We start from the raw sequence: 26,235 nt of genomic DNA on the forward strand, positions 1-26,235 counted from the left end.
GGCCGCTCAGCCCTGATGCGCATCCGCATCCCGGCTCGCCTCGAGATGGTCGAGGAGCTGGCGCTCGTAGGCGATCAATTCGCGCCCGCGCTTGATCGCGCGGTGATACTGGCGCGCCGAAAGTTCGTCCTGAATCGCGAGGATGTAGGGCGCCATGCTCGGCGACGCCTTCATGATTTCCGTGGCTTGGCGCACGAACAGATCCTCGGCCTCCGGCGGGTTGTCGGCGAGATAAATGAACTGGAGCGTCACGCAGAGCCGCTTGGCCGCGGTGTCGGCCTCGGTCTCGGTGATGATCTCGCTCTCGCGCAGGAATTTGCACTGGTTCTCGATCACGAAGGTCGAGCGGCGGTCGCCGTTGCGGATCAGCGCGCCGTTGATGATTAGCCGCTCCTGGGGCTTGAGCTCGATGCGCAGGGCCATGGTGGACAGTTCCTTGGTGGGACGAAACGAAGCAAAGGTCGTGATGTTCTCTTAACCACGAAGGCAAGGCTTTGCGCGATGCTTGCGTTTGACGGGCGAAAGCGGCGGAATCGGACGGTTGGATTAAGGTCTCGGCAAGGCGCGGGGTGGAGTGTCAGGGTGTCGCCAAAAAGGCGGTATCAAGACCCACAAGGATCGCCCCCATGTCCTCCGGCATCACGCTTTCGTCCGCCACCCGTCAGAACCTGCTCTCGCTGCAGGACACCTCGGCCCTGACGGCCACCACCCAGAACCGCCTTGCCACCGGCCTCAAGGTTTCCTCCGCCCTCGATAGCCCCGTCAACTTCTTCACCGCGCAGAACCTGTCGAACCGCTCGACCGATCTGGGTGGCCTGCTCGACGGCATCTCGAACGGCGTCCAGGCGATCCAGGCGGCCAACCAGGGCATCACCTCGATCCAGAAGCTGATCGACTCGGCGAAATCCACCGCCAACCAGGCGCTGTCGACGCAGATCACGACGACCGGCACCGCAGCCACCGACTTTGCCGCCAGCACCACGTCGGCGACGACCGTCAGCTTCTTCGTCAACGGCACAAGCAAGACGGCGACCATCGCCACCAGCTCGACGATCGACGCGGCCATCACTTCGCTCAACACGGCGGCCGGCTCGACGATGTTCTCCAAGGACACGACCGGCAAGAAGATCGTGCTGAACGCCAGCTCGGCGGTCGAATTCGCGACGACGGGCAGTCAGACGGCTCTGGGCTTTGACGCCGGCACGGGCACCGCCACGGCCGACAAGTACGGCACCGGCAACACGGTCGCGGGCAACAGCGCCAACCTGACCATCTCAGGCGTGGAGACGCGCGCCAAGCTTGCCGAGCAGTACAACAGCCTGCTGACCCAGATCACGCAGCTGGCCAAGGATTCGAGCTTCAACGGCACGAATCTGATCAGCAACGGTGACCCCTCGAACAAGCTGCACATCGCCTTCAACGAGAAGGACACCTCGAACCTCGACGTCCAGGGCAAGGATCTGACGGCCGACGGTCTTAAGCTGACCTCGATCACCGGCAACTCGGGTGCGACGGCGAACGGCCAGGGCAACTTCCTGCTCGACACGGACATCAAGGGCACGCTGACCAAGCTGACTTCAGGCTCCGATACCCTGCGTACGGCGAGCTCGACCTTCGGCTCGAACCTCTCCGTGGTGCAGAACCGTCAGAGCTTCTCGAAGAACCTGATCAACGTGCTCGATACCGGTGCGGCGAACCTGACCAACGCCGACCTCAACCTGGAAGCGGCGAACTCCCAGGCGCTCTCGACCCGTCAGTCCCTGGGCATCTCGGCGCTGTCGCTCGCCAACCAGGCGCAGCAGAGCATCCTTCAGCTCCTGCGCTGATCACGTTCTCTGAGACGTACCACACCAGCAAAAGAGACGGTCGGGACCTTGTTCCGACCGTCTCCTCATTCCAAAATCGAAAATTATTTGGCCGAGAAGAGATCGTTAACGCTAAAGAAACCCTGGGCGTGGTGAATTAACCCTAATGCCGGATCGGTATCGATCTGAACGGGGTTGTTACCCATGTCTTCAAGCGTCACGCTTTCCGCCGCCACTCGTCAGAACCTGCTCTCGCTGCAGGACACCTCAGCTCTGACGGCTACCACCCAGAACCGGCTGGCAACGGGATTGAAGGTCTCGTCGGCCCTCGATAACCCGGTGAACTTCTTCACCGCGCAATCTTTCAACAGTCGATCGGGCGATCTCAATTCGCTGCTCGACTCGATTTCGAACGGCATCCAGACGATCCAGGCGGCCAACCAGGGCATCACCTCGATCCAGAAGCTGATCGACTCGGCCAAGTCCACCGCCAACCAGGCGCTGTCGACGCAGATCACGACGACCGGCACCGCAGCCACCGACTTTGCCGCCAGCACCACGACGTCGACTTCCGTCAACTTCTTCGTCAACGGCGCGACCAAGACGGCGACCATCGCGACCAGCTCGACGATCGATGCGGCCATCACCGCGCTCAACACGGCGGCCGGCTCGACGATGTTCTCCAAGGACACGACCGGCAAGAAGATCGTGCTGAACGCCAGTTCGGCGGTCGAGTTCGCAACCACGACCGGCCAGACGGCTCTAGGCTTTGCCGCCGGCACGGGTACCGCCACGGCCGACAAGTACGGCACAGGCAACACGGTCGCGAGCAACAGCGCCAACCTGACCATCTCAGGCGTGGAGACGCGTGCGAAGCTGGCTGAGCAGTACAACAGCCTGTTGATCCAGATTACGCAGCTGGCCAAGGATTCGAGCTTCAACGGCGTGAATCTGATCAGTAACAGTGACCCCTCGAACAAGCTGCACATTACCTTCAACGAGCGCGACACCGCCAATCTCGACGTCCAGGGCAAGGATCTGACGGCCGACGGCCTGAGCCTGACCTCGATCACCGGCAACTCGGGTGCGACGGCGAACGGGCAGGGCAACTTCCTGCTCGACACCGATATCAAGGGCACGCTGACCAAGCTGACGGCAGGCTCCGACACCCTGCGCTCGGCGAGCTCGACCTTCGGCTCGAACCTCTCCGTGGTGCAGAACCGGCAGGACTTCACCAAGCGGCTCGTCAACATCCTCGATACCGGCGCGTCGAACCTGACCAACGCCGACCTCAACGAGGAGGCGGCGAACTCCCAGGCGCTCTCGACCCGACAGTCGCTGGGCATCTCGGCGCTGTCGCTCGCCAACCAGGCGCAGCAGGGCATCCTCCAGCTCCTGCGCTGATCGGCATCGGTCGTCGCAGGCGGGTGGGTTTCGGGGGCGATCGCGCGAAGCGGTCGCCCCTTTTTCGTTGGAGGGGCTGGCGTCCACACCCGACGGCGGCGCAGCCCCGCCCCGTGGCGTCCGGGCGAGCCTGTCCATAAATCAGCCGCGTTGTGCGCCGCTTGATCGGTCCTGGTACGCTCTTCGTCGCGTGCCGACCGGGGACCTCAACCGCTCGATGAACGCCATCCTGATCAAGCTGTTCGCGACCGCGCTGACCCTGTCCCAGGTCACGACGCGGCCCGACGCGGTGCGGACCCAGTTCGACCCGGCCAAGGATGGCGGCCAGGTCGTGGCGATCCTGCGCGACGGCTGCGCCCACATGCGCAAGTCCTTCGACATCGAGGATATCAATCTCGACGAGTTGATCTCCACCGCCATGGAGGATCCGAGCGCGGTGGCGGGCGACAACGCGCCCAAGATCCTGCACGGGCTCGACATCGCCGAGCTGAACACGAGCTACAAGCAATTCTGCAAGGGCGAGAACCCGCCCAATTCGCCTTTCGAGGCGGCGGCGGTGATCGCCTTCTACAACAACGCCGTGAAGGACCTGCCCTCGGCCGAGGCCCTGCGCGACATCAAGCTTCCCAGCGCCAGCGTGATCCTGGATGCGGCGGGCAAGCCCTATTCCGAGACCTTCGAGACGCATGGGCGCCGCCTCGTCGTGCCGATCGAGGGCGTGCCCGACCTCGTGCAAAAGGCCTTCGTCGCGGCCGAAGACAAGCGCTTCTACCAGCACCACGGCATCGACGAGCGCGGTGTGATCCGCGCCTTCGTCGGCAACCTCGCCTCGCCGGGGCGCCCGGCCGGCGGTTCGACCATCACGCAGCAGGTGGTGAAAAACCTGTCGGTGGGCGACGACGTCACCTACGAGCGCAAGATCCGCGAGATGATCGTGGCCTCGCGGCTGGAGCGGCTCCAGACCAAGCCGCAGATCCTCGGGCTCTACCTCAACGGGATCTATCTCGGCCGCGGCGCCTACGGCATCGAGATGGCGGCGCGCTCGTGGTTCGGGAAGTCGGTCGGCGCGCTGACGCTGCCGGAGGCCGCCCTGCTCGCTGGCCTACCGAAGGGCCCGAACTATTACAGCCCCGACAAGTACCCGGAGCGGGCCCGGGAGCGGCGCGCCTACGTGCTGAGCCGGATGAAGGAAGAGGGCACGATCACAGAAGCGCAGATGAATGCGGCGCTGACCTCCGATCTCGGCATCAAGCCGCCGGATGCCGCGCGCCAGGATTCCGGCTTCTACCTCGTCGATCACGTGGCCCGCGAGACGCGCACCTTCGCCGGGCTCGAAACGCTCACCAACGCGAGCTACACCGTGCGGGCCACGGTGAATGCCGGCCTGCAAAGCGCGCTCGAAGCGGCGCTGCAGGAAGGTCTGGCGGCCTACGAGCGCGGCACTGGCCGCGCCCGCTACGAGGGGCCGGAACTGAACCTGTCCGAGGCGATCAAGCGCATCGAGGCCGCCGCGCCCGCGCCGGAGCCCGCCGGCGAGCCGGCGCCCGCGCCCGAGGCGAAGAAGGGTGCCAAGACAGCCAAGGGGGCGGACAAGGCGGCCGCGAAGGCGCCGGCCAAGCCCCCCGTCCAGCCGGCTTGGCAGCGCGCGCTCGCCTCCACCCGGCCGCCGCTCTACGACGTGCGCTGGCCGCTCGCGGTGGTGCTCCAGACGGGCAAGAACGGCACTAAGGTCGGCCTGCCCGACGGCCGGGTCGCGAGCCTGGAGCCCGGCCCCGCGCGCGGAAAGCTCCAGCTCTACGATGCCGTCCGGGTGCGCCTGCGCGAGGGCAAAGGCAGCCTCCGCGCCGACCTGCGCGTGCGCCCCACCGTCCAGGGCGCGGCCATCGTGCTGGAGAACCGCACGGGCAAGATCCTGGCGATGAGCGGGGGCTTCTCCTATCCGCTGAGCCAGCTCAACCGAGTGACGCAGGCCGTGCGCCAGCCGGGCTCGACCCTGAAGCCGTTGACCTACCTCGCCGCGCTGAACGCCGGGCTCCAGCCCAACACCCTGGTGATGGATTCCGCCGTGACCCTGCCGCCGATCGGTGGGGTCGGCGATTCCTGGTCGCCCAAGAACTACGACGGCGGCGGCTCCGGCGCGACGACGATCCGGCGCGGGCTCGAATTCTCCAAGAACCTCGTCACGGCCCGCCTGCTTCAGGGCGGCATCGCGGCCAAGGCGCCCGACAGCCTGCAGCGGGTCTGCGACATCGCACTGGAGGCCCAGCTCTACGCCGAGTGCGAGCGCTACTATCCCTTCGTGCTCGGCGCCCAGCCGGTGCGGATGATCGATCTGGCGAGCTTCTACGCGGCCATCGCCAACGAGGGCGCGCGCCCGAGCGCCTACGCCCTGGAAGCGGTCGAGCGTGACGGCAAACCGCTCTACCGCCATCCCGACAAGGCGCCGGTGCGGATCGGCTCGGCCGACCGGGTCGCGTTCTACCAGCTCAAGACCATGCTCCAGGGCGTGACCCAGCACGGCACCGCCGCGGCGCTCTCGGGCATCTCTGCTTATGTCGCTGGAAAGACCGGCACCTCGGAGAACGAGAACGACGCGTGGTTTGCTGGCTTCTCGAACGAGATCACCGTGGTGGTCTGGGCCGGCTACGACAACGCCGACGGCGTGCGCCGCACGCTCGGCCGCGGCCAGACCGGCGGCCACGTCTCGGTGCCGATCGCGCGGGCCATCTTCCAGGCGGCCTGGGCCAACGGTGTGGCCCGCACGCCGCTGGCGCCCCCCTCTCCGGAAGCGAAGGCGCTGATCGCCGACCTGCCGATCGAGCCGAGGAGCGGCCAGCGCGTTGCGGGCGGCGGCTTCATCGAGCATTTCCGCCTCAAGGGGGGGCAGGTCGCCGACACGCAATACGCGCTCGTGCCCCGCGACACGCTCTACGCCATGCGTCCCGATGCGGAGGACGGCGATTACGCCAACGCCGAGGACGGGGCGGACGTGGCCGGCGACCTCTTCGGCAACCTGCCGGGCGGGCGCCGGACCACCGAAGACCCGTTCGCGCAGCGGCGCAGCGCCGAGACCGATTCCGGCCGGACAGCCGACCCTTGGGGCCTGCGCCGCGACCGCCGGGAGGAGCCGCAGGCGTGGCCCGGCCGCGACCGCTATGGGCAGGTCAACCCGGTGCCGTTCGGCTCGCCCTTCGACGACGAAGGCGACACCCGCGCGCGCCAGCGCCGCCGTGATCCCGATTACCTGTTCGGCGACGACCCGGGCTACTGAAGCCGCGCCCTTCGACGCCTTCCCTCATCGACTCCTTCGAGGTCCGCTTTGTCCAGGCAGTTTCCGGCCGCCCTTGTCGTCGCGCTCGCGCTGGCCGTGCCGGCCCAGGCGCAGGAGGTGGCGAAAGATCTTCCCAAGGATCTCCCCAAGGATCTTCCCAAACCCGCTGCCCTGGTCTCCGACCGGGTCAAGGACGTGCCGGCCCTGACGCCCGGCGACGCCGCGAGCCTCAAGCCCGGCACCGTGCTGTTCAGCGACCACCGCGAGGCGGCTTCGACCAATCCGGAGAGCGGGCTGATCGCTTTCGACGCGTGGCGGAAGGCACGGGCCGCCGAGGCCGCGGCGCTGAGCCCCTGGCCCGGCTATACCGAGCCCGACTACACCCAGACGGTGAACGGCGTCGCCAAGCCGCGCCACGAGACCCTGAAGGTCTATGTCGCGGAAGGCCGCTTCGTCGTGGCCAAGCCGCCCTCCGCCATCGACCTGTCGGCCTTCGCCAATCTCGACTTCCTGGCCAAGATGGACCCGGTGATCCGCCACAAGCGGCTCGAACCGGCGGAGGTGACGCCGACCAAGGACCCGGCCGCTGCCTTTGCCAAGCGCCCCGACCGGCCCTGGTGCGGGGCGGGCGGCGTGTGCATCGAGTCGCGCTACGATCTCGAGGGCAAGCTGCCGCTCGGCGTGAAGCTCGCTAACAAGCTCGAACTCGGCAGCTCGAAGAAGGTCGCGGAGTTCGTCTCGTTCCAGAGCGAGCTGCGGGTGCTGCCACCGGCCGAGGCGGCGGGTCTTGCAGCGCTGACGAAGATCGACACGCCCGTGGCGGGTGGGCTCGAACAGACGATCTTCTGGGTCAATCAGATCCTGCGCTTCGGCAAGTTCCTGGCGGTGATGCAGCCGGCCCCCGACGATCCGAACCGGACCGTGGTGACGACCTACATGGCGCTGGCCATCAAGGCCGACGTGCTGGAGCGCAAGCAGGAATATGCCCGCGTGCCGGTGCTGAAGAACCTGCTGCCGGTGCAGGTGCTGATGGGCAATTCCTCGTTCAACACCGGCACCTCGATCAGCGCTGGCGTGCCGACCTACGCCCGCAACCGCATCGTCGCCTTCGCGGACGCCCTGGCGAAGCGGTGACGCGCATCTGCTGGTGTCACCTGTTTCTCACAAAAGTGTGAGCAGGAGGGGATCTGTCACCGGATGAGCACAGACACGCTCTGGTATATTGGATAAAGTACAACGACTCGTTCCTGAGACCGCGAGTTACCTCAGCCGGCGCGCCCCCTAGGCGCGCCGCTTTTTGTTGGGCTTCGAGCCCGGCTTGACCGTGATCGAGCAGCCGGTGGCCGCAATCGGTGCCCAGGCGATGCGCCCCCTGTTCGAGCGGATCGCCCATCCGGGCCAGCCGGTGTGCAAGGTGACGCTGAGCGGTCGGGCGGTGCGGCGGGGCTCGTCGTAGCGGGGGTGAGACCGCTTACCGCTCGGTCAAAGCGGTCAGCCGTCTCAGCAAGCCCGTGCGGCGCCCGAGCGACAGGCGAAATCCGCTTATAGGGAAGCAATCCGTCGGATTTCGCACGAGGGGCGCTGACGCCCCTCAATGCGCCTCTGCAGGCGAATGCGCCTGCGCAGCCGCGACCCGGTCCGACGCCTCGGAATGCGCGGCAGGCTTGCGGCGCGAGAAGGTGAGGATCAGCACCGGCAGCACGAGCAGGATCAGCAGGGGGGCCAGCGCCATGCCGCCCACCACCACCAGCGCCAGCGGCTTCTGCACCTGCGAGCCGACGCCGGTGGAGAAGGCTGCGGGAAGCAAGCCGACGCCGGCCACGACGCAGGTCATCACCACGGGTCGCATCTGCGTGTAGCAGGTGCGCAGCATCGCCGGCACGCGCTGCACGCCTGCGGCGAGGAGGTCGTTGTAGAAGGACAGCACGATGATGCCGTCCATCACCGCGATGCCGAGCAGCGCGATGAAGCCGATCGCTGCCGAGACGCTGAACGAGGTGCCGGTGAGCGAGAGCGCCAGGATGCCGCCGGCCATCGCCATCGGGATCACGCTGAGCGCGAGCAGCGAATCCACCACGGACGAGAAGTTCATGAATAGCAGGATCGCGATGATGCCGACCGCGATCGGCACGGTCACGGAGAGGCGGGCGATCGCGCCCTTCATGTTGTTGAACTCGCCGACCAACTCCAGCCGATAGCCCGGCGGCAGCGTCACCTCGTTGGCGACGCGGGCGCGCGCCTCCTCGATGGTGCTGCCGAGGTCGCGCCCGCGCACGGAGAACTTCACCGGCAGGTAGCGCTCCTGCGCCTCGCGGTAGATGTAGGCGGGGCCGGAGACGAGCTCGACCCGCGCCACCGCGCTCAAGGGGAACTGCACGGGCGCGCCGTTGGCCGGGCTTTGGCCGGCGATGCGCAAGTTGGCGATCGCCTCGATGCTCTGGCGGAACTGGGGCTGGAGGCGCACCATGATCGGGTAGTGCCGCTCGGAGCCGGGATCGTAGAGGTCGCCGGCCGAGTCGCCGCCGATGGCGGTGCGCACCGTGGTGTTGATGTCGCCCGGTGTCAGGCCGTAGCGGGCGGCGCGCACCCGGTCCACGTCGATCTCGATGGTCGGCTGGCCGAGCGACTGGAACACCGCCAGATCCTCGACGCCGCGGACCGTGGAGAGCACCTTCATCACGCTTTTCGCGCTGTCGGTGAGCTTCTGCAGGTCGTTGCCGAAGATCTTGAACGAGTTCTCGCCCTTGATGCCGGAGACCGCCTCGGCGACGTTGTCCTGAAGGTATTGCGACAGGTTGAAATCGACGCCGGGGAAGGCCGCCTGGAGCTTGTGCAGCATCTCCTCGGTGAGCTTCTCCTTGTCGACGCCGGGGCGCCACTGTTCGAGCGGCTTCATCGGCGCGAAGAACTCGGCGTTGAAGAAGCCGGCCGCGTCGGTGCCGTCGTCCGGGCGCCCGTGCTGCGAGACCACGCGCTCGACCTCGGGCAGCGAGGCGATGATCTTGCGCATCTCGTTGACGTAGCCGTTGCTCTCCCGCAGCGAGATCGTCGCCGGCATGGTGGCGCGGACCCAGAGATTGCCCTCTTCGAGTTTCGGCAGGAACTCCGAGCCGAGATTGCGCGCCGCCAGCCCGACGCCGACCGCGATCAGCGCGACGCAGGCCACCGTGACGAGCCGGGCGCCGAGCGCCGCGCGCACCGCCGGGCGGTACATCCAGTCGAGGGCGCGCACGAGGATCGTCTCCTTCTCCTCGATATGCGCGGGGAGAAGGTAGGCGGCGAGCGCGGGCGTGACGGTGAAGGTGGCGATGAGGCCGCCGAGCAGGGCGTAGGCGTAGGTCGTCGCCATCGGCCCGAAGATGTGGCCCTCGACGCCAGTGAGCGTGAAGAGCGGCAGGAAGCCGGTGACGATGATCGCCGCGGCAAAGAAGATCGAGCGGCTGACATCGCTGGCCGCGAGCGCGATGCGCCCCGATTTCGCGTCGAGCCCCGGCGGCGGGTAGCCGGGTATGCCGTGGCCCGACAGGCGCCGGAAGATCGCCTCGACCATGATGACGGTGCCGTCGACGATGAGGCCGAAATCGAGCGCGCCGACCGAGAGCAGGTTGGCGGATTCATTGCGCGCCACGAGGATGACGACGGCGAAGAACAGGGCGAACGGGATCGTCGCCACGACGATGAGCGCCGAGCGCAGGTTGCCGAGGAACAGCCACTGGATCGCGAGGATCAGCAGGATGCCCACCACCATGTTGTGCAGCACGGTGTGGGTGGTGACCGCGATCAGGTCGGCGCGGTCGTAGATGCGCTCGATCTTGACGCCCGGCGGCAGGATGCCGGCGGCCTCGATCTTGGCGACCTCCACTTTTACGGCTTCGATCGAGGGCGTCGACTTCTCACCGCGGCGCATCAGGACGATGCCCTGGACGATGTCGTCCTCGTCGTTCATCCCGGCGATGCCGAGCCGCGGCTGGTGGCCGATGGTGACGGTGGCCACGTCCTTGACCAGCACCGGCGCGCCGCCGACCTGAGTCAGCACCGTGCCGTTGATATCGTCGATGTCGCGGATCAGGCCGACCGCGCGCACCACCGCCGACTGGCCGCCGATGGCGACGCGGTTGCCGCCGACATTGAGGTTGCTGTCGTTGAGGGTCTTGACCACGTTGGCGAGGGAGAGGCCGTAGGCCATCAGCCGGTCGAGATCGACCGACAGCTCGATGGTCTTGGTCTTGCCGCCCCAGCCGATGGCGTCGATCACGCCGGGCACCGCGCGGAAGCGCTTCTTCAGCACCCATTCCTGGAGCGTGCGCAGGTCGAGCACGCTGTAGCCCGGCGGCGCCGTGAGCTTGTAGCGGAAGATCTCGCCGATCGGGCTGATCGGCGAAATGGTGGGCTTGGCACCGGCCGGCAGCGGATCGAGCTGCTGCAGGCGGTTCAAGACCTGCTGCTCGGCCTGGAGGTAGTCGAACTCGAAGCCGAACTGCAGCTTCACGTCGGACAGGCCGTAGAGCGAGATCGTCCGCACCTGTTTGAGGTTCGGCATGCCCGAGGTGATCCGCTCGATCGGGATCGTGACGTAGCGCTCGATCTCCTCGGCCGAGAGGCCGTCGGTCTGGGTCACGACATCGACCATCGGCGGGGTCGGGTCGGGATAGGCCTCGATGTTGAGGTTCTGGAAGGCGGCCAAGCCGCCGACCACGAACAGCACGAAGGCGAGGATGACGAGGGGCCGTTGCCGGAGCGCGAGCGCGACGATGCCGTTCATGGGGGCGGTTCCAACCTCGCGCCGTCGGGCGCGGCCGGGGACGGCCCCGGCTCGGAATGCTTGTTTTCGCGGGAAGCGGTGGGCCGGGCTCTCAGCCGGGCTGGTCGGTCATGCCGTCGATGAACAGGGCGCCCTTCGAGATCACCCGCTCGCCGAGGGCGAGCCCTTCCGTGACCTCGATGTCGTTGCCGTCGAGGAAGCCGGTCTTGACCGCGCGGCTCTCGACGGCGTTGCCGGCGCCGAGCACCCAGACCCGCGCCTTGTCGCCCTCGAAGATCACCGATTGGCGCGGGACGGCGCGGGAGACGGTCTCGCGCTCGTTGATGATGTGGACGCTGGCATACATCTCGGGCTTCAAGAGCCCCTTCGGGTTGTCGACCTCGGCGCGCACGACGATGCGGCGCGTGGCGGGATCGACCGAGGCGCCGATGTAGTTGATGCGGCTCTCGAAGGTCTGGTTCGGGTAGGCGAGCACCCGGAAGCGGATGCGTTCGCCGAGATCGACCTTGGCCGCGTCGGTCTCGCGCAACTGCGCGACGATCCAGACCCGGCCGAGATCGCCGATGAGGTAGGAGGGGTCGGAGCCGCCGGTGTTGATGTACTGGCCCGGGCCGATCTTGCGCTGGATCACGGTGCCGGAGAGCGGCGCGTTGATCGTCGTCTCGGGGTTGATCGCGCCCTTGGTCTGGAGCGCCTTCATGTCGTCGTCGGCGAGCCCGAGGATGCGCAGGCGGTTGCGCACCGCCTCCAGGCCGACCTCTGCCGTCTTGGCGTCGTTCTGCGCCGTCGTGAGGTCGTTCTGCGCGGTCTGCAATTCCTTCAGCGTGGTCACGCGGGAATCGTAGAGGTCGTGCAGGCGCTTCTCGGTGTTGGTGGCGTAGGAGAGCTGCGAGCGCGTCTTGTTGAGCACGTTCAGCGCCGCGAGGAAGTCGTTCTGCGCCTGGACCATCTCGTTGGCCTGGAGCGAGAACAGCTTGTCGCCCTGCCTGACCCGCTCGCCGGAGCGGGCGAAGATGGTGATGACCCGGCCGGCATAGGGCGAGAAGACGGGCGTCGCGCGGTACTCGTCGACGCTGATCTTCCCCTCGGTGGCGATGTCCTCGTAGAACAGCCGCTGCTCGACCGCCACGGTAGTGACGGTGGCAAGCTGGCTCTCGGTGAGCACAAAGCGCCCCGGTGCGGTGGCCGTCACGGCAGCCGGCATCGGCACGGCGGCATCGACTTCCTTCGGGCGGCCGTACCAGAGGGCGGCCGCCGCGCCTGCCCCCAGCACGCAGGCAACGAGAAGTTGCGTGCGCAGCCGCATCCTATGCGGCGTCAGGTTGTCGTCGTGCGCCCCGCCCATCGTCGTCCCGTTCCGCTTCGACCCAGCGCCTCGATGTCACGACGGGCGCGCTGCGCGCCGGTTGATTCGGCTTTCGCTTGCGCGCAACCGAAGCTCCCGAATTACGCCGTTACCGTGGCGGCTTGACCGGGGTATGACGGGATCGGTTTCTTACAAATGAAACAACGGCGGTGTTTTTACGCGCTGGCGGGATTTTTTTCGATTGTTGCTCGTATGGCGTCCTCGCCGTGGCCGCGAGGCGGTGAAGCGAACCCATCGCGCGACGTCTCCGGAGAGAGGAGCCCAATCGTTTCAGCCCCGCCTCGCGACGGCGAGGAAAGAGGGCGAGCCCGTCAGTCGTCCATCTTCAGCGCGGCGATGAAGGCTTCCTGCGGGATCTCCACGCGGCCGAACTGGCGCATGCGCTTCTTGCCTTCCTTCTGCTTGTCCAGAAGCTTGCGCTTGCGCGAGATGTCGCCGCCGTAGCACTTTGCGGTCACGTCCTTCGACAGCGCGCGGATCGTCTCGCGGGCGATGATCTTGCCGCCGATCGCCGCCTGGACCGGGATCTGGAACAGGTGGCGCGGGATCAGGTCCTTCAGCTTCTCGCACATCGCCCGGCCGCGCGACTCGGCGCGGGTGCGGTGGACGAGCATCGAGAGCGCATCGACCGGCTCGGCGTTCACCAGGATCGACATCTTCACGAGGTCGCCCTCGCGGTAATCCGAGACGTGGTAGTCGAACGAGGCGTAGCCCTTCGAGATCGACTTCAGGCGGTCGTAGAAATCGAACACGACCTCGTTGAGCGGCAGGTCGTAGACCACCATGGCGCGCTTGCCGACGTAGTTCAGGTCGATCTGGATGCCGCGCCGGTCCTGGCACAGCTTCAGCACGCCGCCGAGATACTCGTCGGGCGTGAGGATGGTGGCGCGGATCCACGGCTCCTCGACGGTCTCGATCTTCATCGGATCGGGCATGTCGGCCGGGTTGTGCAGCTCCTTGAGCTCGCCGTCGCGCATCAGCAGCCGGTAGACCACCGACGGCGCGGTCGAGATCAGGTCGAGGTTGAACTCGCGCTCCAGGCGCTCCTGGATGATCTCGAGGTGGAGCAGCCCGAGGAAGCCGCAGCGGAAGCCGAAGCCGAGCGCGGCCGAGGTTTCCATCTCGTAGGAGAAGCTGGCGTCGTTCAGACGCAGCTTGCCCATGGCGCCACGGAGCGACTCGAAATCGGCGGCGTCCACGGGGAACAGGCCGCAGAACACGACCGCCTGAACCTCCTTGAAGCCCGCGAGCATCTGCGTGGTCTGGCGCTTGTCCTCGGTGATCGTGTCGCCGACGCGGGTGTCGGCCACCTCCTTGATCGAGCCGGTGAAGAAGCCGACCTCGCCGGGGCCGAGTTCGCCGATATCGGCCATCTTCGGGCGGAACACGCCGATGCGATCGACGCCGTAGGCGGCGTCCGCGCCCATCATGCGGATGGTCATGCCCTTCTTGAGCACACCGTCGATGATGCGCACGAGCACGACGACGCCGAGATAGACGTCGTACCAGCTATCGACCAGCAGGGCTTTGAGCGGCGCCTCGCGGTCGCCCTTCGGCGCCGGCAGGCGCTTGACGATGGCTTCCAGCACCGCCTCGATGTTCAGGCCGGTCTTGGCCGAGATCGGCACGGCCTCGGAGGCGTCGAGGCCGATCACCTCTTCGATCTGCTCCTTGACCCGGTCCGGTTCGGCGGCCGGCAGATCGACCTTGTTGAGGACGGGTACGATCTCGTGGTTGGCGTCGAGCGCCTGGTAGACGTTGGCGAGCGTCTGCGCCTCGACGCCCTGGGAGGCATCGACCACCAGCAGCGAGCCCTCGCAGGCGGCGAGCGAGCGCGACACCTCGTAGGCGAAATCGACGTGGCCGGGCGTGTCCATCAGGTTGAGGATGTAATCCTTGCCGTCCTCCGCGCGGTATTCCAGCCGCACGGTCTGGGCCTTGATGGTGATGCCGCGCTCTTTCTCGATATCCATCGAGTCGAGCATCTGCTCGCTCATGTCGCGCAGCGCCACGGTGCCGGTCGTCTGAATCAGCCGGTCGGCGAGCGTCGACTTGCCGTGGTCGATATGCGCGACGATCGAGAAGTTGCGGATGTTGTCGATGGTGCGGGTGGTCATCGGGGTCTCCGGCACGGCGGTCCCGTCGCGGGGCTGACGCGGCGCACGGCAGGTTTGTCGGGATTGTCCGGGGCGGAGATAGCAGCGGCGGGCACGCACGCCAAGGCGGGGGTGCGCCGCGCGCTTACCGTTGTTGGCGCCGCATGCCCGTCGAACGGGTTCAGGTCGGCCCGTCGGGAGCGGGTGCGGCCTCCGCCGCGGAGCCGGCCCGCGCTGCGGCCGCCATCGCCACGAGGCTTTTGCGCAAGGCGCCCATGTCGCGCACCGGCTCGGGGTAGGGAACCCGCGCCGTGCGCTCGCCGGCCATCAGGTCGAGCCCCTCCGGGTCGAGCCCGGTGAGCCGCCAGCCGCTCCCGGGCTCGCCGGCGCCTGCGGCGTAGAGGGCGAGCGCGTCGGCGTGATCCGCGTTCATGTGCTCGACGGCGCCGCGCTCGCCCGCGACGATGGCCTCGGCGCCGGCCAGGTCGAGGAGCAGTTCCTGCGGCGTCAGGGTCGCCGCCTTGGCAAAGCCGCCGTTCAGGTGGCCGGCCGTGGGGGCGAGGGTGAAGAAGCCGAAATCGGGGAAGTCGGCGTAGAGCTTCGCCTTCGGGTGGCGGGCCAGGAAGCGCTCGCGGATCCGCGGCTCGTCGCAGCGCGCGGCGCGGCCCGTCACCGTCAGGCGCGGATGGGCCAGCGGATCGCCCTTGCCGCCCACCGAGAACAGCAGCGAGGCGCGCGGGTCGTGATCGAGGTTGCGCGTATGCGCCGAGAGACGCGAGAGCAGCATCACCGGCGTGCCGTCGCTGTCGGTGGCGAAGGTGACGAGGGAGGCGAAGGGGGTGCCGTCGGCCGCGTCGATCGTGGCGAGCGCACCCGATCGCACGCTGCGCAGAAGATGCCGGGCGAGCCCGATCGCGTCGAACGGGGCTTCCGAGGCGGGCAACGGTTCGGCCGGCCGGCGCCGTTCCCCCGCGGGCGGCATCGCGTCGTTGGCCATGAAAGCATTCCTCCCCAGTTTCGGGCCGGAGCATAGCGCGGCACGCGGCCGGCGCAGAAGGGTCCGCGGCACGGACGGGCGCGGCGCGTTGTCCGCTCTGCCGTTCGCCAAAGCTGTTTTGGCCGGCGGGCGCGGATGTCCACGACGCTCCTCATGCTGAGGAGCGAGGCGATTGCCGAAGCCGTCCACGCGAAAACGCTCGTACAGACCCCTTGTCCAAGCCTGCCGACACGGCCAAGCTTAGACTGCCGCTCGCTTTTTTCGAACGATGGTCGTAAAGGACGAGACCCTCCGCACGGCTGGCGGTCCCCGATTTGCGGGTACCGAGCCTCGCCGTTGCGGGCCCCGCCAAGGACGCGCCAGGGGCGGCGCGCGCGCCGTCAAGTCAGGGAAACTGCATGCCCACGATCGCCCTCGTCGACGACGACCGCAACATCCTGACCTCCGTCTCGATCGCGCTGGAGACCGAGGGTTACCGCATCCAGACCTACACCGATGGCGCCTCGGCGCTGGACGGTCTGCGTCACTCCCCGCCCGATCTCGCCATCTTCGACATCAAGATGCCGCGCATGGACGGAATGGAGCTTCTCAGACGCCTGCGGCAGAAATCGGACCTTCCCGTGATCTTTCTCACCTCGAAGGACGAGGAGATCGACGAGCTGTTCGGGCTCAAGATGGGTGCGGACGACTTCATCCATAAGCCGTTCTCGCAGCGCCTGCTGGTCGAGCGGGTGAAGGCGGTGCTGCGCCGCTTCGCCCCGAAGGACGCCACGCCGGGGGCGGCCGCCCGCGAGGCCGACGCCGCCGCCCGCTCGCTCGAGCGCGGCCAACTGATGATGGACCCCGAGCGCCATACCTGCACCTGGAAGGGCGAGCCGGTGACCCTCACGGTCACCGAGTTCCTGATCCTCCAGGCGCTGGCCCAGCGCCCCGGCGTCGTGAAGAGCCGCAACGCCCTGATGGACGCGGCCTACGACGATCAGGTCTACGTCGACGACCGCACCATCGACAGCCACATCAAGCGGCTGCGCAAGAAGTTCAAGGTGACGGACCAGAGCTTCGACATGATCGAGACGCTCTACGGCGTCGGCTACCGGTTCAAGGAGGGTTGAGGCGATTCCCCCGCGGTCCCGTCCGTCGATGCTCGCCCCCCTGTCCCGCCAGCCCGATTCCGATGAGGTCCACGCCCGCCGCGGCGTCCTCGCGCGGCTCGTCGGCTCCCTCACCCGCCCGCCGCTGACCTGGCCGCGCGCCCTCTGGAACGCGGTCGGCCAGCGCGCCTCGTCGAGCCTGACGCGCCGAATCGTGGTGCTCAACCTCGTCGGGTTGATCGTCCTCCTGTTCGGCTTCCTCTACCTGAACCAGTTCCGTCAGGGGCTGATCCAGGCGCGGGTGCAGAGCCTGCTGATCCAGGGCGACATCATCGCCGGCGCCATCGCTGCCCAAGCCTCCGTCGACACCGACACGATCCGCGTCGATCCGGACAAGCTCCTGCAGCAGCAGGCCGGCGAGGGCCGCGAGTTCGACGACGATCCCGCCTCGCTCGCCTTCTCGCTCAACCCCGAGAAGGTCGCGCCGCTGCTGCGCCGCCTCGTGACCCCGACGGGCAACCGCGCACGGGTCTACGACAGCGAGGGGAGCCTGCTGTTCGACACCCGCACGCTCTACGCCCGCGGCGACATCGGCCGGAGCGAGGCCGTGGTGAAGCCGCCCAAGCCCAACGTGCTGGAGCGGATCTGGGACTTCGTCGGCACCCGCATCCTCGGCCTCGTCGTCAGCGAGCGCTCGGCCCAGGAGGAGGCGGGCCCGCAGGACGGGCGTGCCTTCCGCGAGGTCCAGGCGGCGCTCAAGGGCTCGCGCGGCACGATCTCCCGGCGCAACGAGCGCGGCGAGACCATCGTCTCGGTGGCGGTGCCGATCCAGCGGGCGGGCTCCGTGCGCGGCGTGCTGATGGTCTCGACGCAAGGCGGCGACATCGACCGGGTGATCGCATCCGAGCGCTTCGGCCTGCTCCAGGTGTTCCTCGTCGCGGCCGCCGTGATGCTGGTGCTGTCGATCCTGCTCGCGGGCGCCATCGCCGGGCCGGTGCGGCGCTTGGCCGACGCCGCCGAGCGGGTGCGCCGGGGCATCAAGTCGCGCCAGGAGATTCCGGATTTCACCAGCCGCACCGACGAGATCGGCCATCTCTCGGGCGCGTTGCGCGACATGACCCAGGCGCTCTACCGGCGGCTCGATGCCATCGAGAGCTTCGCGGCCGATGTCAGCCACGAGTTGAAGAACCCGCTGACTTCGCTCCGCAGTGCGGTCGAGACCCTGCCGCTGGCCAAGACCGACGAATCGCGCGGCCGGCTGATGCAGATCATCCAGCACGACGTGAAGCGCCTCGACCGGCTGATCTCCGACATCTCCGACGCCTCCCGCCTCGACGCGGAGCTCGCCCGCGCGGAGGCGCGCCGGGTCGATCTCGGCAAGCTGCTGACCACCGTGACCTCGGTGGCGAACGAGCGGCGCCGCGCCAAGGCGGCGGTGATCCAGTTCGACATCGAGCGGCCGAGCGGCGAGATCGAGGACCCGTTCCGCATCATCGGCCACGACAGCCGCCTCGGACAGGTCGTCAACAACCTGCTCGACAACGCCCGCTCGTTCTCCCCGCCCGGCGCCAAGGTGCGGGTGGCCCTGCGCCGCCTCAAGAACGAGGTCGAGTTCGTGGTCGAAGACGAGGGGCCCGGCATCCCCGAGCATGCCCTGGAGCGGATCTTCGAGCGCTTCTACACCGACCGGCCGGAACAGGGCTTCGGCCAGAATTCCGGGCTCGGCCTCTCGATCTCGCGGCAGATCATCCAGGCCCATCACGGCTCGATCCGCGCCGAGAACCGCCCCGGCCCGGCCGACGAGGAGGGGCACCCGACGGTGCGCGGCGCCCGCTTCATCGTACGCCTGCCCGTAGCCCCCCGGGCCGACCGCTACCGCGACGACGACCTCGCCGCATGAGCGGGGAGGTTGCGCCGGAAAGCGAGCCGCCACAGGAGATGGTGCAGGAAACGGTTCACGCGAGCTGCGTGCTCCTCGACGAGGCCGGCGTGCTGATCCGGGGGCCGTCCGGGTCGGGCAAGTCCGCGCTCTGCCTCGCGCTTCTCGACCGCTTCTTCCTGGAAGGTCGCCATGCCCGCCTCGTCGGCGACGACCGCATCCGGCTGGAGGCGCATCACGGCCGCCTCGTCGCCCGGCCCCACCCGGCGCTCGCCGGCCTAATCGAGATCCGCGGTCTCGGCCTTCGCCGTCTGGCGGCACACGCACCGGCCGCGGTGCTGCGCCTCGTGGTCGATCTCGTGGCGGAGGCCGAGCGCCTTCCCGAAAACGCCGCGACCGCCATGCTCCTCGGTGTCGCGCTGCCCCGCCTCGCCCTTGAACCGCGCCATCCCCACGAATACCTGATCCGTGAGGCGCTTCGAGCCGGCGTGGCAATGCGGACGCACCCGGCGGCTCTTGTGCCCGGCGGTGCCCGCGATGTGTAGCGCGGCTGCCGCGGCCGTGTCATGGTGAGCCCGTTGTGTCGCGCAAAACGACGCGACCCGCTTGCGCTTCACCTTGCGCTGCACAAGATGGCGTCTCCGCTCACAGGGCGTTGGAACACGCTTCGATGATTGGAATGGTGCTCGTCACACACGGGCTGTTAGCGACCGAGTTCAAGGCCGCCCTGGAGCATGTCGTCGGCCCTCAAAAGCAGGTCGAGACGATTACGATCGGCCCGGAGGACGACATGGAGCTGCGCCGCGGCGACATCATGTCCGCCGTCGGTCGGGTCAACTCCGGTCAGGGCGTCGTGGTTCTCACGGACATGTTCGGCGGCACGCCGTCGAACCTCGCTTTGTCATGTATGAACGGCGGCCAGGTCGAGGTGGTCGCCGGGATCAATCTGCCGATGCTGATCAAGCTCGCCAGCGTGCGCGAGGCCGAGAGCCTGGGCGATGCCGTGCTCCACGCGCAGGAGGCGGGCCGCAAGTACATCAACGTCGCCTCGCGGGTTCTTGCGGGCAAGTAGCTTCTTGCGGGCAAGTAGCCCGGTCTCACTCCCGCACGGCCTTTTCTTCGCCCCGCTCCCGGCTTAACCACGTCGTCCCGCATCCGGAACGGCGCGCCGACGCGTCGCCGGTTCGCACCGAAGCGGCGGGGGAGGGAGTACCAGGGGCGATGGGAGAGAGTGTGGACGGCGAGGTCGAGCCGCAGCCGGAGGTGCCCGAGGGTGGCCTCGTCCGGATCTTGCCGATCATCAACCGCCGCGGCCTGCATGCCCGCGCCTCGGCCAAGTTCGTGCAGACGGTGGAGCGCTTCTCCGCCGCCGTGACGGTGACCCGCGGCGGCGAGACCGTCGGTGGGCGCTCGATCATGGGCCTGCTGACGCTGGGGGCCGCCAAGGGCACCTCCATCGCCGTGGTCGCCGTCGGCGGCGACGCGGACGCCGCCCTCGACGCGATCGAAGCGCTGCTCGCCGACAAATTCGGCGAGGACGAGTAGTCCTCGGCCGTTGCGTCTCGCGCGGCAGGGCGATTTTGGGCGCGACGGCGCCGGTCATGCGCGCGTGCGATGGCGTTGCTCATCGCCTCGTATGGTTCGTGCCAGACCAGCAACTCGCGCTGTCGCCGGTCGTGAAGTCCTCCATCAATCTGTCCCGATGCGCTGAGGCATGGCGCGGAAGGTTTGAGCTGACGTTCATGTAGAGCGTCCCATCGCGGCACTGGCCGTGATGTCGACGATAGGTCGCGGCATCGATCGTGCCGCGGGTCAGACCGTTCCCGCGCACAATTCACGCGCACGTTGCTGCGTGAACGAGGCTGTCGCGGCGCTTCGCGGCGTCACACACGCATCCGAGACCGGTTGGCGGCCTGCGTCACTTTTATTCCCCAAGCTCTCCATTTTCTGAAGGGTTCGTTCATCGGGCGTTCCTAGACGAACGGCGATGGTGCGGCCGGAAGCCTGGCCGTTGGACTCATCCCAGGGTCCCTTACGCCACCGACGTCGGACAATGCCCTTGAAGATCGCCGTCATCGCCCATCTCAAGTTCCCGATTGGACAGCCCTATCTGGGCGGCCTCGAGATGCACACGCATCACTTGGCCGGCGCACTGCGCGCCAGGGGCCACCGGGTTACGCTCTTCGCTTCGGAAGGCTCCGATCCGGCGCTGGTGCCGAACCCGGTCTGCCCGCCGACCGGCGACGCCCTCGGCGATCCCGTCGCCTGCGAGCGGATCGAGCGCGCCGAACTCGTGGCCTATGAGCGGATCATGGAAGCGGTCGCGCGCGGCGGTTTCGACATCGTGCACAACAACAGCCTGCACGACCTGCCGCTGCGGGCGAGCCACACGCTCCCCGTGCCGATGACGACGGCGCTGCATACGCCGCCGTTCGAGTCGCTGGCCGAGGGCGTACGCGCGGCCAAGCCCGGCATGATCTTCGCCGCCGTCTCGCCGTCGCTGGCGCAGGAATGGCAGCCGCTGGTGCCGGATGCCCGCGTCATCGGCAACGGCATCGACCTCTCGACCTTCGCCTTCAGCCACAAGGCCGACCCGGCGGGCTACGTGTTCTGGAGCGGGCGGATCGTTCCGGAGAAAGGCACGCATCTGGCCATCGACGCGGCGCGCCGCGCCGGGATCCCCCTGCGCTTTGCCGGCCCGCAGCCGAACCCGCGCTACTGGGACGAGTGGATCGCCCCGCGTCTCGGAGCGGATGCGGCCTATGTCGGCCATCTCTCCCACCGGGAGCTGGCCCACCAGCTCGGCGGCGCGCGGGCGGCCATCGTCTCGCCGCGCTGGGAAGAGCCGTTCGGCCTCGTCGTCGCCGAGGCGCTGGCCTGCGGCACCCCGGTCGCCGCCTTCGGCCGCGGCGCGATCCCCGACATCGTCGATCGCTTCTCCGGCGCGCTTGCCCCCGCCGACGACGTGGCGGCCCTGGCCCGTGCGATCCAGCGTGCCGTCGGCCTCGACCGCCGCGCCTGCCGCCGCCGGGCCGAGACGCTCTACGACGCCCAGGTGATGACCGACGGCTACGAGGAGCTCTACCGCGAGGTGCTGGCCGGTGCCCCGGCCCAGAGCTCCCGCGTCGCCCTCTTCGAACGCCCGGCGGCCTGACACGATGCCCGCGCCCTCTAGCCCGGCCGTCGTCTGCATCCCGGCCCGCAACGAAGCCGAGCGCCTGCCGCGCCTGCTGCGGGCACTCGCCGCGCAGGAGGGGTTTTCGGCAGCTGCCCCCCTGAAGGTCGTGATCGTCAGCAACAATTGCACCGACGGCACGGTCGAGGCGGTGCGTGCCCTCGAAGGCTCGGGCGCGCTCGATACCCTGGCGCTGCGCCTAATCGAGGCGACGTTCGCCCCGTCCGAAGCCCATGTCGGCACCGCCCGCCGCCGCGCCCTCGATGCGGGCGCCGAGTGGTTGGAGAGCGAGGGCGCGTCGGACGGCGTGCTGCTCACCACCGATGCCGATGCGCGGCTCGCCCCCAGCTCTGGGTCGCGGCGAACCTGCACGCCTTGGAGAACGCCGAGATCGTCGGCGGCCGGCTCGTGATCGACGAGGAAGATGGGGCCGACCCCGCACTCGCCGCCTTCCACGCGCGGGTCGAGCGCTACTGGACGGCTGTGCGCGCGCTCGAAGACGCCCTTGATCCGCCGCCTCACGACCCGGCGCCGCGCCACGGCGACCATACCGGCGGAAGTCTCGCGCTCCGGGCCTCACTCTACCGCGCCGTCGGCGGTCTGCCGGCTCTGCCCCGCGGCGAGGACAACGCCCTGGTCGCCGCCGTGCAGCGGGCGGGCGGGCGCCTGCGCCACTGCCCCGCCGTGTCCGTGCTCGTCTCGGCTCGCACCGCCGGACGGGCCGAGGGCGGCATGGCGACCGAGATGCTGCGCCGGGCCCGCGTCGTGCGCGAGGGCGAGGCCTACCGGCTGCCGGTGGCCGCCCACTGGCAGCGGATCATCCTGCGCCGAGCCGCTTTGCGCCGGGCCTATCGCGAGGGCGCCGCGCCAGCCGCCCTGCGCGCGCTCGGACTCGACGCGGACGATTTCGCTGCCATCGATCCGGCCGCCTGCCCCAACGACATCGCCTTCGTCGAGCGGGCCCATGCCCGCTTGGACGCGCGGGACGGCCCCGCGCCGGAATGCGGCCTCGACGAGGCGCTGGCAGCCCTCGAAAACCTCGCCGCGGACTTAGGGCGCGATCAGGCGGCTTGAGAGCTGGCCTGTCGTCCTGGCGGTCTTGCCGCCTCGTGCCGCACGTTTCTCGGAGCTCGCATGACGCGTCCGGTCGGCTACTACGTCCACCATCAGGGCGCCGGGCACCTGCAGCGGGCGATCGCGCTCGCGCGGGCGCTCGCCGCGTTCGGGCGACCCTGCACGCTGATGGGCAGCTTTGCCGGCCTCGACATCTCGGGCGCGCCGGGCCCCGTCCTCGACCTGCCCGACGACCGCCTCGACCGGAGCTTCGACGGTCAGGACGGCGCGGGGCAGCGGCCCGAATGCTTTCATTACGTGCCGCTGAACCATCCGGGCATCCGCGCGCGGATGGGCCGGATCGCTGCCTGGGCGGCGGAGAACGACCCGGCGCTGATCGTCGTCGATGTCTCGGCCGAGGTGGCGCTGCTGGCCCGGCTCCTCTCAGTGCCGAGTCTCGTGGTGCGCCTGTCCGGCACCCGCACCGACCTGCCGCATCTGGAGGCGTTCCGCGCCGCCTCGCGGCTGCTCGCCCCCTTTCCCGAAGCCCTCGACGGCGGGGATGTGCCGGCCTGGGTGCGTGAAAAGACCGTCTATGGCGGCTTCCTCGGGGGGGCTTCGGCCGGGGCGGTCTCCGAGGAGGATGGACGCATCGTCGTGGTGTTCGGGCGTGGCGGCGAGGGCGGGCGTCTGGAGAGGCTCGTTCAGGCCGCCGACGCCGTCCCGGACCGGGCTTGGCACGTCCTCGGGCCGGTGATCGGCGCGGGCGCGGTTCCGAAAAACCTGCATCTCCACGGCTGGGTCACGGATGTACGCCCGCATCTCGCCCCGGCCTCCCTCGTGATTGGGGGCGCCGGCGACGGGCTCGTTACCGCCGTGGCGGGTCTCGGCAAGCGCTTCCTGTGCCTGCCGGAGCCGCGCGCCTATGACGAGCAGGAGGCCAAGGCGGAGGCGTTGGAGCGGCTCGGCGCGGCCGTCGTCCAGCGTGGCTGGCCGGACCCTGCGGCCTGGGCCCCCCTCGTCGCCCGCGGGCTCGCCCTCGATCCGGACGTGGTTCGGCGCCTCGCCGAGCCCGACGCGCTGGCGCGGACAGCCGCCGCGATCGAGACCCTGTGCCGGGGTGTGGGCTGACGAGCGCTCAGGCCCATTGACCCTCCGGGCCGCCGTCGGCGCGTTTCACGAGCCACCTCCGGCGCGGGCGCGACGGTCGCGAGACACAGGATCGCGGCGGTGGGCAATCGCCAAACCCGCCGCGTCGCCATCTTCCGAGGTCGAGCCGATCAGCGCTTGGGCGTGTAGCTCGGGTCGCTGATGCGGCGCAGGTTCTCCGGCGGCGTCTCCGCCTCGGTGGCCTCGACCGACTCGATGCTGCCACCGGCGACCGAATCACGCCGATCGAAGTCGGAGGCCGTGCGCGCCACCTGGGCTTGCCAGCCCGGATCCTCTTGGAGGGCGCGCTGGAGATCGGCGGGCCGGGCGACGTCGAGGGGACTGTCCTGCCCGAAATCCTGCCCGTTACGGTCGGCATTCGCGTTGAAGTCGCGCAGGGAATCGTGCTTGCGGCTCTCGTCCATGGCGGTTCTTCTCCTGATGCGGAGCGGATCGTTCCGCTCGATGTCGGTGCGGCGCACCGCCGTTAATGGGAGCGGTCGGTGCGGTCGGGGGCATGGCCCGGGCCGCTATGGGCGTGGTGCGCGTCGCGCTCGCCACCGCCCCCGGACACGCCGGACTTGGAGCTGTTCGTCGGGCTGCCCGGTGTCGGCCCGTGATCCGGCTCGGCGGCGGGCTTCGACCGGTCCTGATGGCTGCTGCCCGGCCCGCCATGGTGACGGTCGGCGTTGGGATGCTTGCTGGAGGTGCTCATTCAGCGATCCTGCTGATGACCCTGATGGGTGGTGTTGATCTTCGAGTTGCCCGCTTGGCCGATCTTGTCCGGGTCCTTCGTCTGCGACGAGGCTCGGCCCTGGGTGGTCGCGGTCTCGGGGGCGCTTCCCGGCCCCTTGTCGGAGCGGTTGGCCGGCGGAACGGGCGGGGGCTTGGCGGTCATCGAGGCTCCTGGGTTCAAAGGAGAGATGAGATCCCCGGAGAACCAGCCGCATCTCGAAGAGTTCGCGCCGGATGCCGAAAACTTTTTACGCGATGCGGCGGATCATCGCGCCACAGCGCAAGAGATGGGGCCGGAATGATCGGCGCTACACGTGCGTACGAGCTGTCAATGCTACGCTGCGCCACGGATGTTGCTTGGCAGGATCATGAGGCGGGCAGGGGCCGCGCGACCAAAACTGTGACGGCGCGTCATCCATGATGGGAGGCCGATCCGCCGTCCGGCGGCGAAAATCCCGCGTGACGCCCGAAGCATCTTCGAGGCCGCCGCTTCGCTTGTGCCTCTCAAGGTAAGGTCGTGAAGGGGATCGACGGCATCCGCGTCCCCAAAAAACCGCTCAGAACGGCCGCTCGGGCGGCACGCGCGCGGCGGCGATCTCCTCCGGGCTCGGGCCGCGCAGGAGGGTGATGTCGGGCTCGCGGCTCTCGCCGATCAGGCCGAGCCGGGCGAAGGCGTCGAGCCAGCCGTCCATCGGCCAGAGCCCGTGCCGGGCGCGGAAGCGGCGGGCGTTGCGGACGATATCGGCGAAGTGCTGGAGCGGCGGGTCGCAGGAGAGGTGATGCTGGTGGAAGGCCGGCGGGGCGCCCGCCAACAGCACCGGCACGCCGATCTCGGCCGCGCGGAAGGCGAGATCAGTGTCCTCGGCGCCGTAGCCGTCATAGCCCTCGTCGAACCCACCGAGCCGGTCGTAGGTCGAGGCGCGCACCGCGAAGGCGAGCGACCAGAACAGGCCGGGATTCTGCGTCTCCGCCACGCCGCTGGACGGGAACGTCCGGGCCGGGTGGAGGAGGCCGGCCTGCAGGAGATCGGCCTCATGCCAGCCGTCCTGCACCGCGCCCGCGGGCAGGTAGCGGATCGGCCCGCAGACGAGGCCGTCATGCGCGGCCGCCGCCGCAGCCAGGGCCGGAACGAGGCCGGCGGAGGGGATGCAATCGACGTCGAGGAAGACGAGGATGTCGCCGGAGGCCGCCGTCCGGCCGGCATTGCGCGCGGCGGCGAGCGGGAGGCCGGCGCTCGGGAAAGCGATCGGCCGCAGCGGGAACGGCGTCGCCGGCAGCGGCTCGGGGGCCGGGCCCATCTGGACCACGACGCATTCGGTGGGAGCCGGCCCGCGGGCGAGCCCCTCGATCAGTCGGGCGAGATGGGCGTCACGCCCCTTGTTGAGCGTGACGACGCTGATGGTGCTCACAGGGATTCCGGTCCGGGCCAAGCTTTACGGTCGTACCCGTCCT

22 protein-coding genes and 1 pseudogene are annotated in these 26,235 nt (G+C 68.7%); 14 read left to right on the forward strand and 9 right to left on the reverse strand.

From position 1 onward, the window contains the following. Positions 1–6: 6 nt before the first annotated feature. Entirely contained in the window at positions 7–423 is a 417-nt protein-coding gene (locus tag M2437_RS02015) for a flagellar biosynthesis repressor FlbT (RefSeq protein ID WP_003600422.1), read from the reverse strand. A 203-nt stretch (positions 424–626) separates the two neighbouring features. Between M2437_RS02015 and M2437_RS02020 the strand changes: the two genes are divergently transcribed. The 5 genes from M2437_RS02020 (at position 627) to M2437_RS02040 (ending at position 7,936) form a co-directional block, all read left to right on the forward strand. After that, positions 627–1,826, forward strand: coding sequence for a flagellin N-terminal helical domain-containing protein (locus M2437_RS02020; protein ID WP_003600419.1), 1,200 nt, complete (start codon positions 627–629; stop codon positions 1,824–1,826). Positions 1,827–2,009: 183 nt separating this feature from the next. Next, positions 2,010–3,209 carry a flagellin N-terminal helical domain-containing protein gene (locus M2437_RS02025; protein ID WP_253389219.1) on the forward strand — a complete coding sequence of 400 codons (1,200 nt, stop codon included), beginning with the start codon at positions 2,010–2,012 and terminating at the stop codon, positions 3,207–3,209. 217 nt (positions 3,210–3,426) lie between these two features. Beyond that, complete coding sequence (locus tag M2437_RS02030; protein WP_253389220.1) at positions 3,427–6,480, forward strand: penicillin-binding protein 1A; 3,054 nt, start codon at positions 3,427–3,429, stop codon at positions 6,478–6,480. A 48-nt stretch (positions 6,481–6,528) separates the two neighbouring features. Continuing rightward, a complete protein-coding gene (locus M2437_RS02035) occupies positions 6,529–7,614 on the forward strand; it encodes a hypothetical protein (protein WP_253389221.1) in 1,086 nt (361 codons plus the stop codon). Between the two features lie 184 nt (positions 7,615–7,798). Then, positions 7,799–7,936 (forward strand): LacI family transcriptional regulator, encoded by a 138-nt coding sequence (locus M2437_RS02040; protein WP_301292956.1) that lies wholly within the window; start codon positions 7,799–7,801, stop codon positions 7,934–7,936. A 135-nt stretch (positions 7,937–8,071) separates the two neighbouring features. Here the strand turns inward: M2437_RS02040 and M2437_RS02045 are convergent, their stop codons facing one another. The 4 genes from M2437_RS02045 to M2437_RS02060 form a co-directional block, all read right to left on the reverse strand. Then, entirely contained in the window at positions 8,072–11,242 is a 3,171-nt protein-coding gene (locus tag M2437_RS02045) for an efflux RND transporter permease subunit (protein ID WP_253389222.1), read from the reverse strand. Positions 11,243–11,333: 91 nt separating this feature from the next. Beyond that, positions 11,334–12,587 (reverse strand): efflux RND transporter periplasmic adaptor subunit, encoded by a 1,254-nt coding sequence (locus M2437_RS02050; protein WP_015821866.1) that lies wholly within the window; start codon positions 12,585–12,587, stop codon positions 11,334–11,336. A gap of 332 nt (positions 12,588–12,919) precedes the next feature. Further along, the gene (gene lepA / locus M2437_RS02055; RefSeq protein WP_012752292.1) at positions 12,920–14,725 is read right to left on the reverse strand and encodes a translation elongation factor 4; all 1,806 of its coding nucleotides are present in this window, start codon (positions 14,723–14,725) and stop codon (positions 12,920–12,922) included. A gap of 160 nt (positions 14,726–14,885) precedes the next feature. Beyond that, positions 14,886–15,701 carry a HugZ family pyridoxamine 5'-phosphate oxidase gene (locus tag M2437_RS02060; protein ID WP_076640573.1) on the reverse strand — a complete coding sequence of 272 codons (816 nt, stop codon included), beginning with the start codon at positions 15,699–15,701 and terminating at the stop codon, positions 14,886–14,888. A 398-nt stretch (positions 15,702–16,099) separates the two neighbouring features. Between M2437_RS02060 and M2437_RS02065 the strand changes: the two genes are divergently transcribed. From M2437_RS02065 to M2437_RS02100, 8 genes and pseudogenes are all read left to right on the forward strand, one after another. Next, positions 16,100–16,813 (forward strand): response regulator transcription factor, encoded by a 714-nt coding sequence (locus M2437_RS02065; protein ID WP_003606011.1) that lies wholly within the window; start codon positions 16,100–16,102, stop codon positions 16,811–16,813. Between the two features lie 28 nt (positions 16,814–16,841). After that, on the forward strand, positions 16,842–18,692 hold the full coding sequence (locus M2437_RS02070; RefSeq protein ID WP_012252882.1) for a sensor histidine kinase: 1,851 nt from the start codon (positions 16,842–16,844) through the stop codon (positions 18,690–18,692). Then, positions 18,689–19,216: an HPr kinase/phosphorylase gene (locus tag M2437_RS02075; protein ID WP_253389223.1), complete on the forward strand. Its 528-nt coding sequence runs from the start codon at positions 18,689–18,691 to the stop codon at positions 19,214–19,216. Before M2437_RS02070 ends, M2437_RS02075 begins: the two co-directional genes overlap by 4 nt. Positions 19,217–19,341: 125 nt before the next feature. Beyond that, positions 19,342–19,743 carry a PTS sugar transporter subunit IIA gene (locus M2437_RS02080; RefSeq protein WP_003606016.1) on the forward strand — a complete coding sequence of 134 codons (402 nt, stop codon included), beginning with the start codon at positions 19,342–19,344 and terminating at the stop codon, positions 19,741–19,743. Positions 19,744–19,892: 149 nt separating this feature from the next. Further along, the gene (locus tag M2437_RS02085; protein WP_003606019.1) at positions 19,893–20,216 is read left to right on the forward strand and encodes an HPr family phosphocarrier protein; all 324 of its coding nucleotides are present in this window, start codon (positions 19,893–19,895) and stop codon (positions 20,214–20,216) included. Positions 20,217–20,730: 514 nt separating this feature from the next. Beyond that, positions 20,731–21,825, forward strand: coding sequence for a glycosyltransferase family 4 protein (locus M2437_RS02090; protein ID WP_253389224.1), 1,095 nt, complete (start codon positions 20,731–20,733; stop codon positions 21,823–21,825). A gap of 4 nt (positions 21,826–21,829) precedes the next feature. Further along, positions 21,830–22,920: pseudogene (locus tag M2437_RS02095) on the forward strand (glycosyltransferase family 2 protein). A gap of 60 nt (positions 22,921–22,980) precedes the next feature. Then, positions 22,981–24,030, forward strand: coding sequence for a glycosyltransferase family 28 protein (locus M2437_RS02100; protein ID WP_253389226.1), 1,050 nt, complete (start codon positions 22,981–22,983; stop codon positions 24,028–24,030). Between the two features lie 149 nt (positions 24,031–24,179). On the opposite strand, the gene M2437_RS02105 is transcribed toward M2437_RS02100, so the two are convergent. From M2437_RS02105 to M2437_RS02115, 3 genes are all read right to left on the reverse strand, one after another. Next, positions 24,180–24,473 (reverse strand): hypothetical protein, encoded by a 294-nt coding sequence (locus M2437_RS02105; RefSeq protein ID WP_003604185.1) that lies wholly within the window; start codon positions 24,471–24,473, stop codon positions 24,180–24,182. A gap of 62 nt (positions 24,474–24,535) precedes the next feature. Next, complete coding sequence (locus M2437_RS02110; protein ID WP_003604186.1) at positions 24,536–24,763, reverse strand: hypothetical protein; 228 nt, start codon at positions 24,761–24,763, stop codon at positions 24,536–24,538. Further along, on the reverse strand, positions 24,764–24,946 hold the full coding sequence (locus M2437_RS02115; RefSeq protein ID WP_003604187.1) for a hypothetical protein: 183 nt from the start codon (positions 24,944–24,946) through the stop codon (positions 24,764–24,766). On the opposite strand from M2437_RS02115, the gene M2437_RS02120 reads away from it, so the two are divergent. After that, entirely contained in the window at positions 24,936–25,085 is a 150-nt protein-coding gene (locus M2437_RS02120; protein ID WP_253389227.1) for a hypothetical protein, read from the forward strand. The two genes, M2437_RS02115 and M2437_RS02120, sit on opposite strands and share 11 nt — an antisense overlap. Before the next feature lie 255 nt (positions 25,086–25,340). Here M2437_RS02120 and M2437_RS02125 read toward each other — a convergent pair whose 3' ends face one another. Continuing rightward, entirely contained in the window at positions 25,341–26,192 is an 852-nt protein-coding gene (locus M2437_RS02125; protein WP_253389228.1) for a glycosyltransferase family 2 protein, read from the reverse strand. Between the last annotated feature and the right edge of the window lie 43 nt (positions 26,193–26,235).

Source organism: Methylorubrum pseudosasae (assembly GCF_029504475.1).
Lineage (GTDB): Bacteria > Pseudomonadota > Alphaproteobacteria > Rhizobiales > Beijerinckiaceae > Methylobacterium > Methylobacterium extorquens.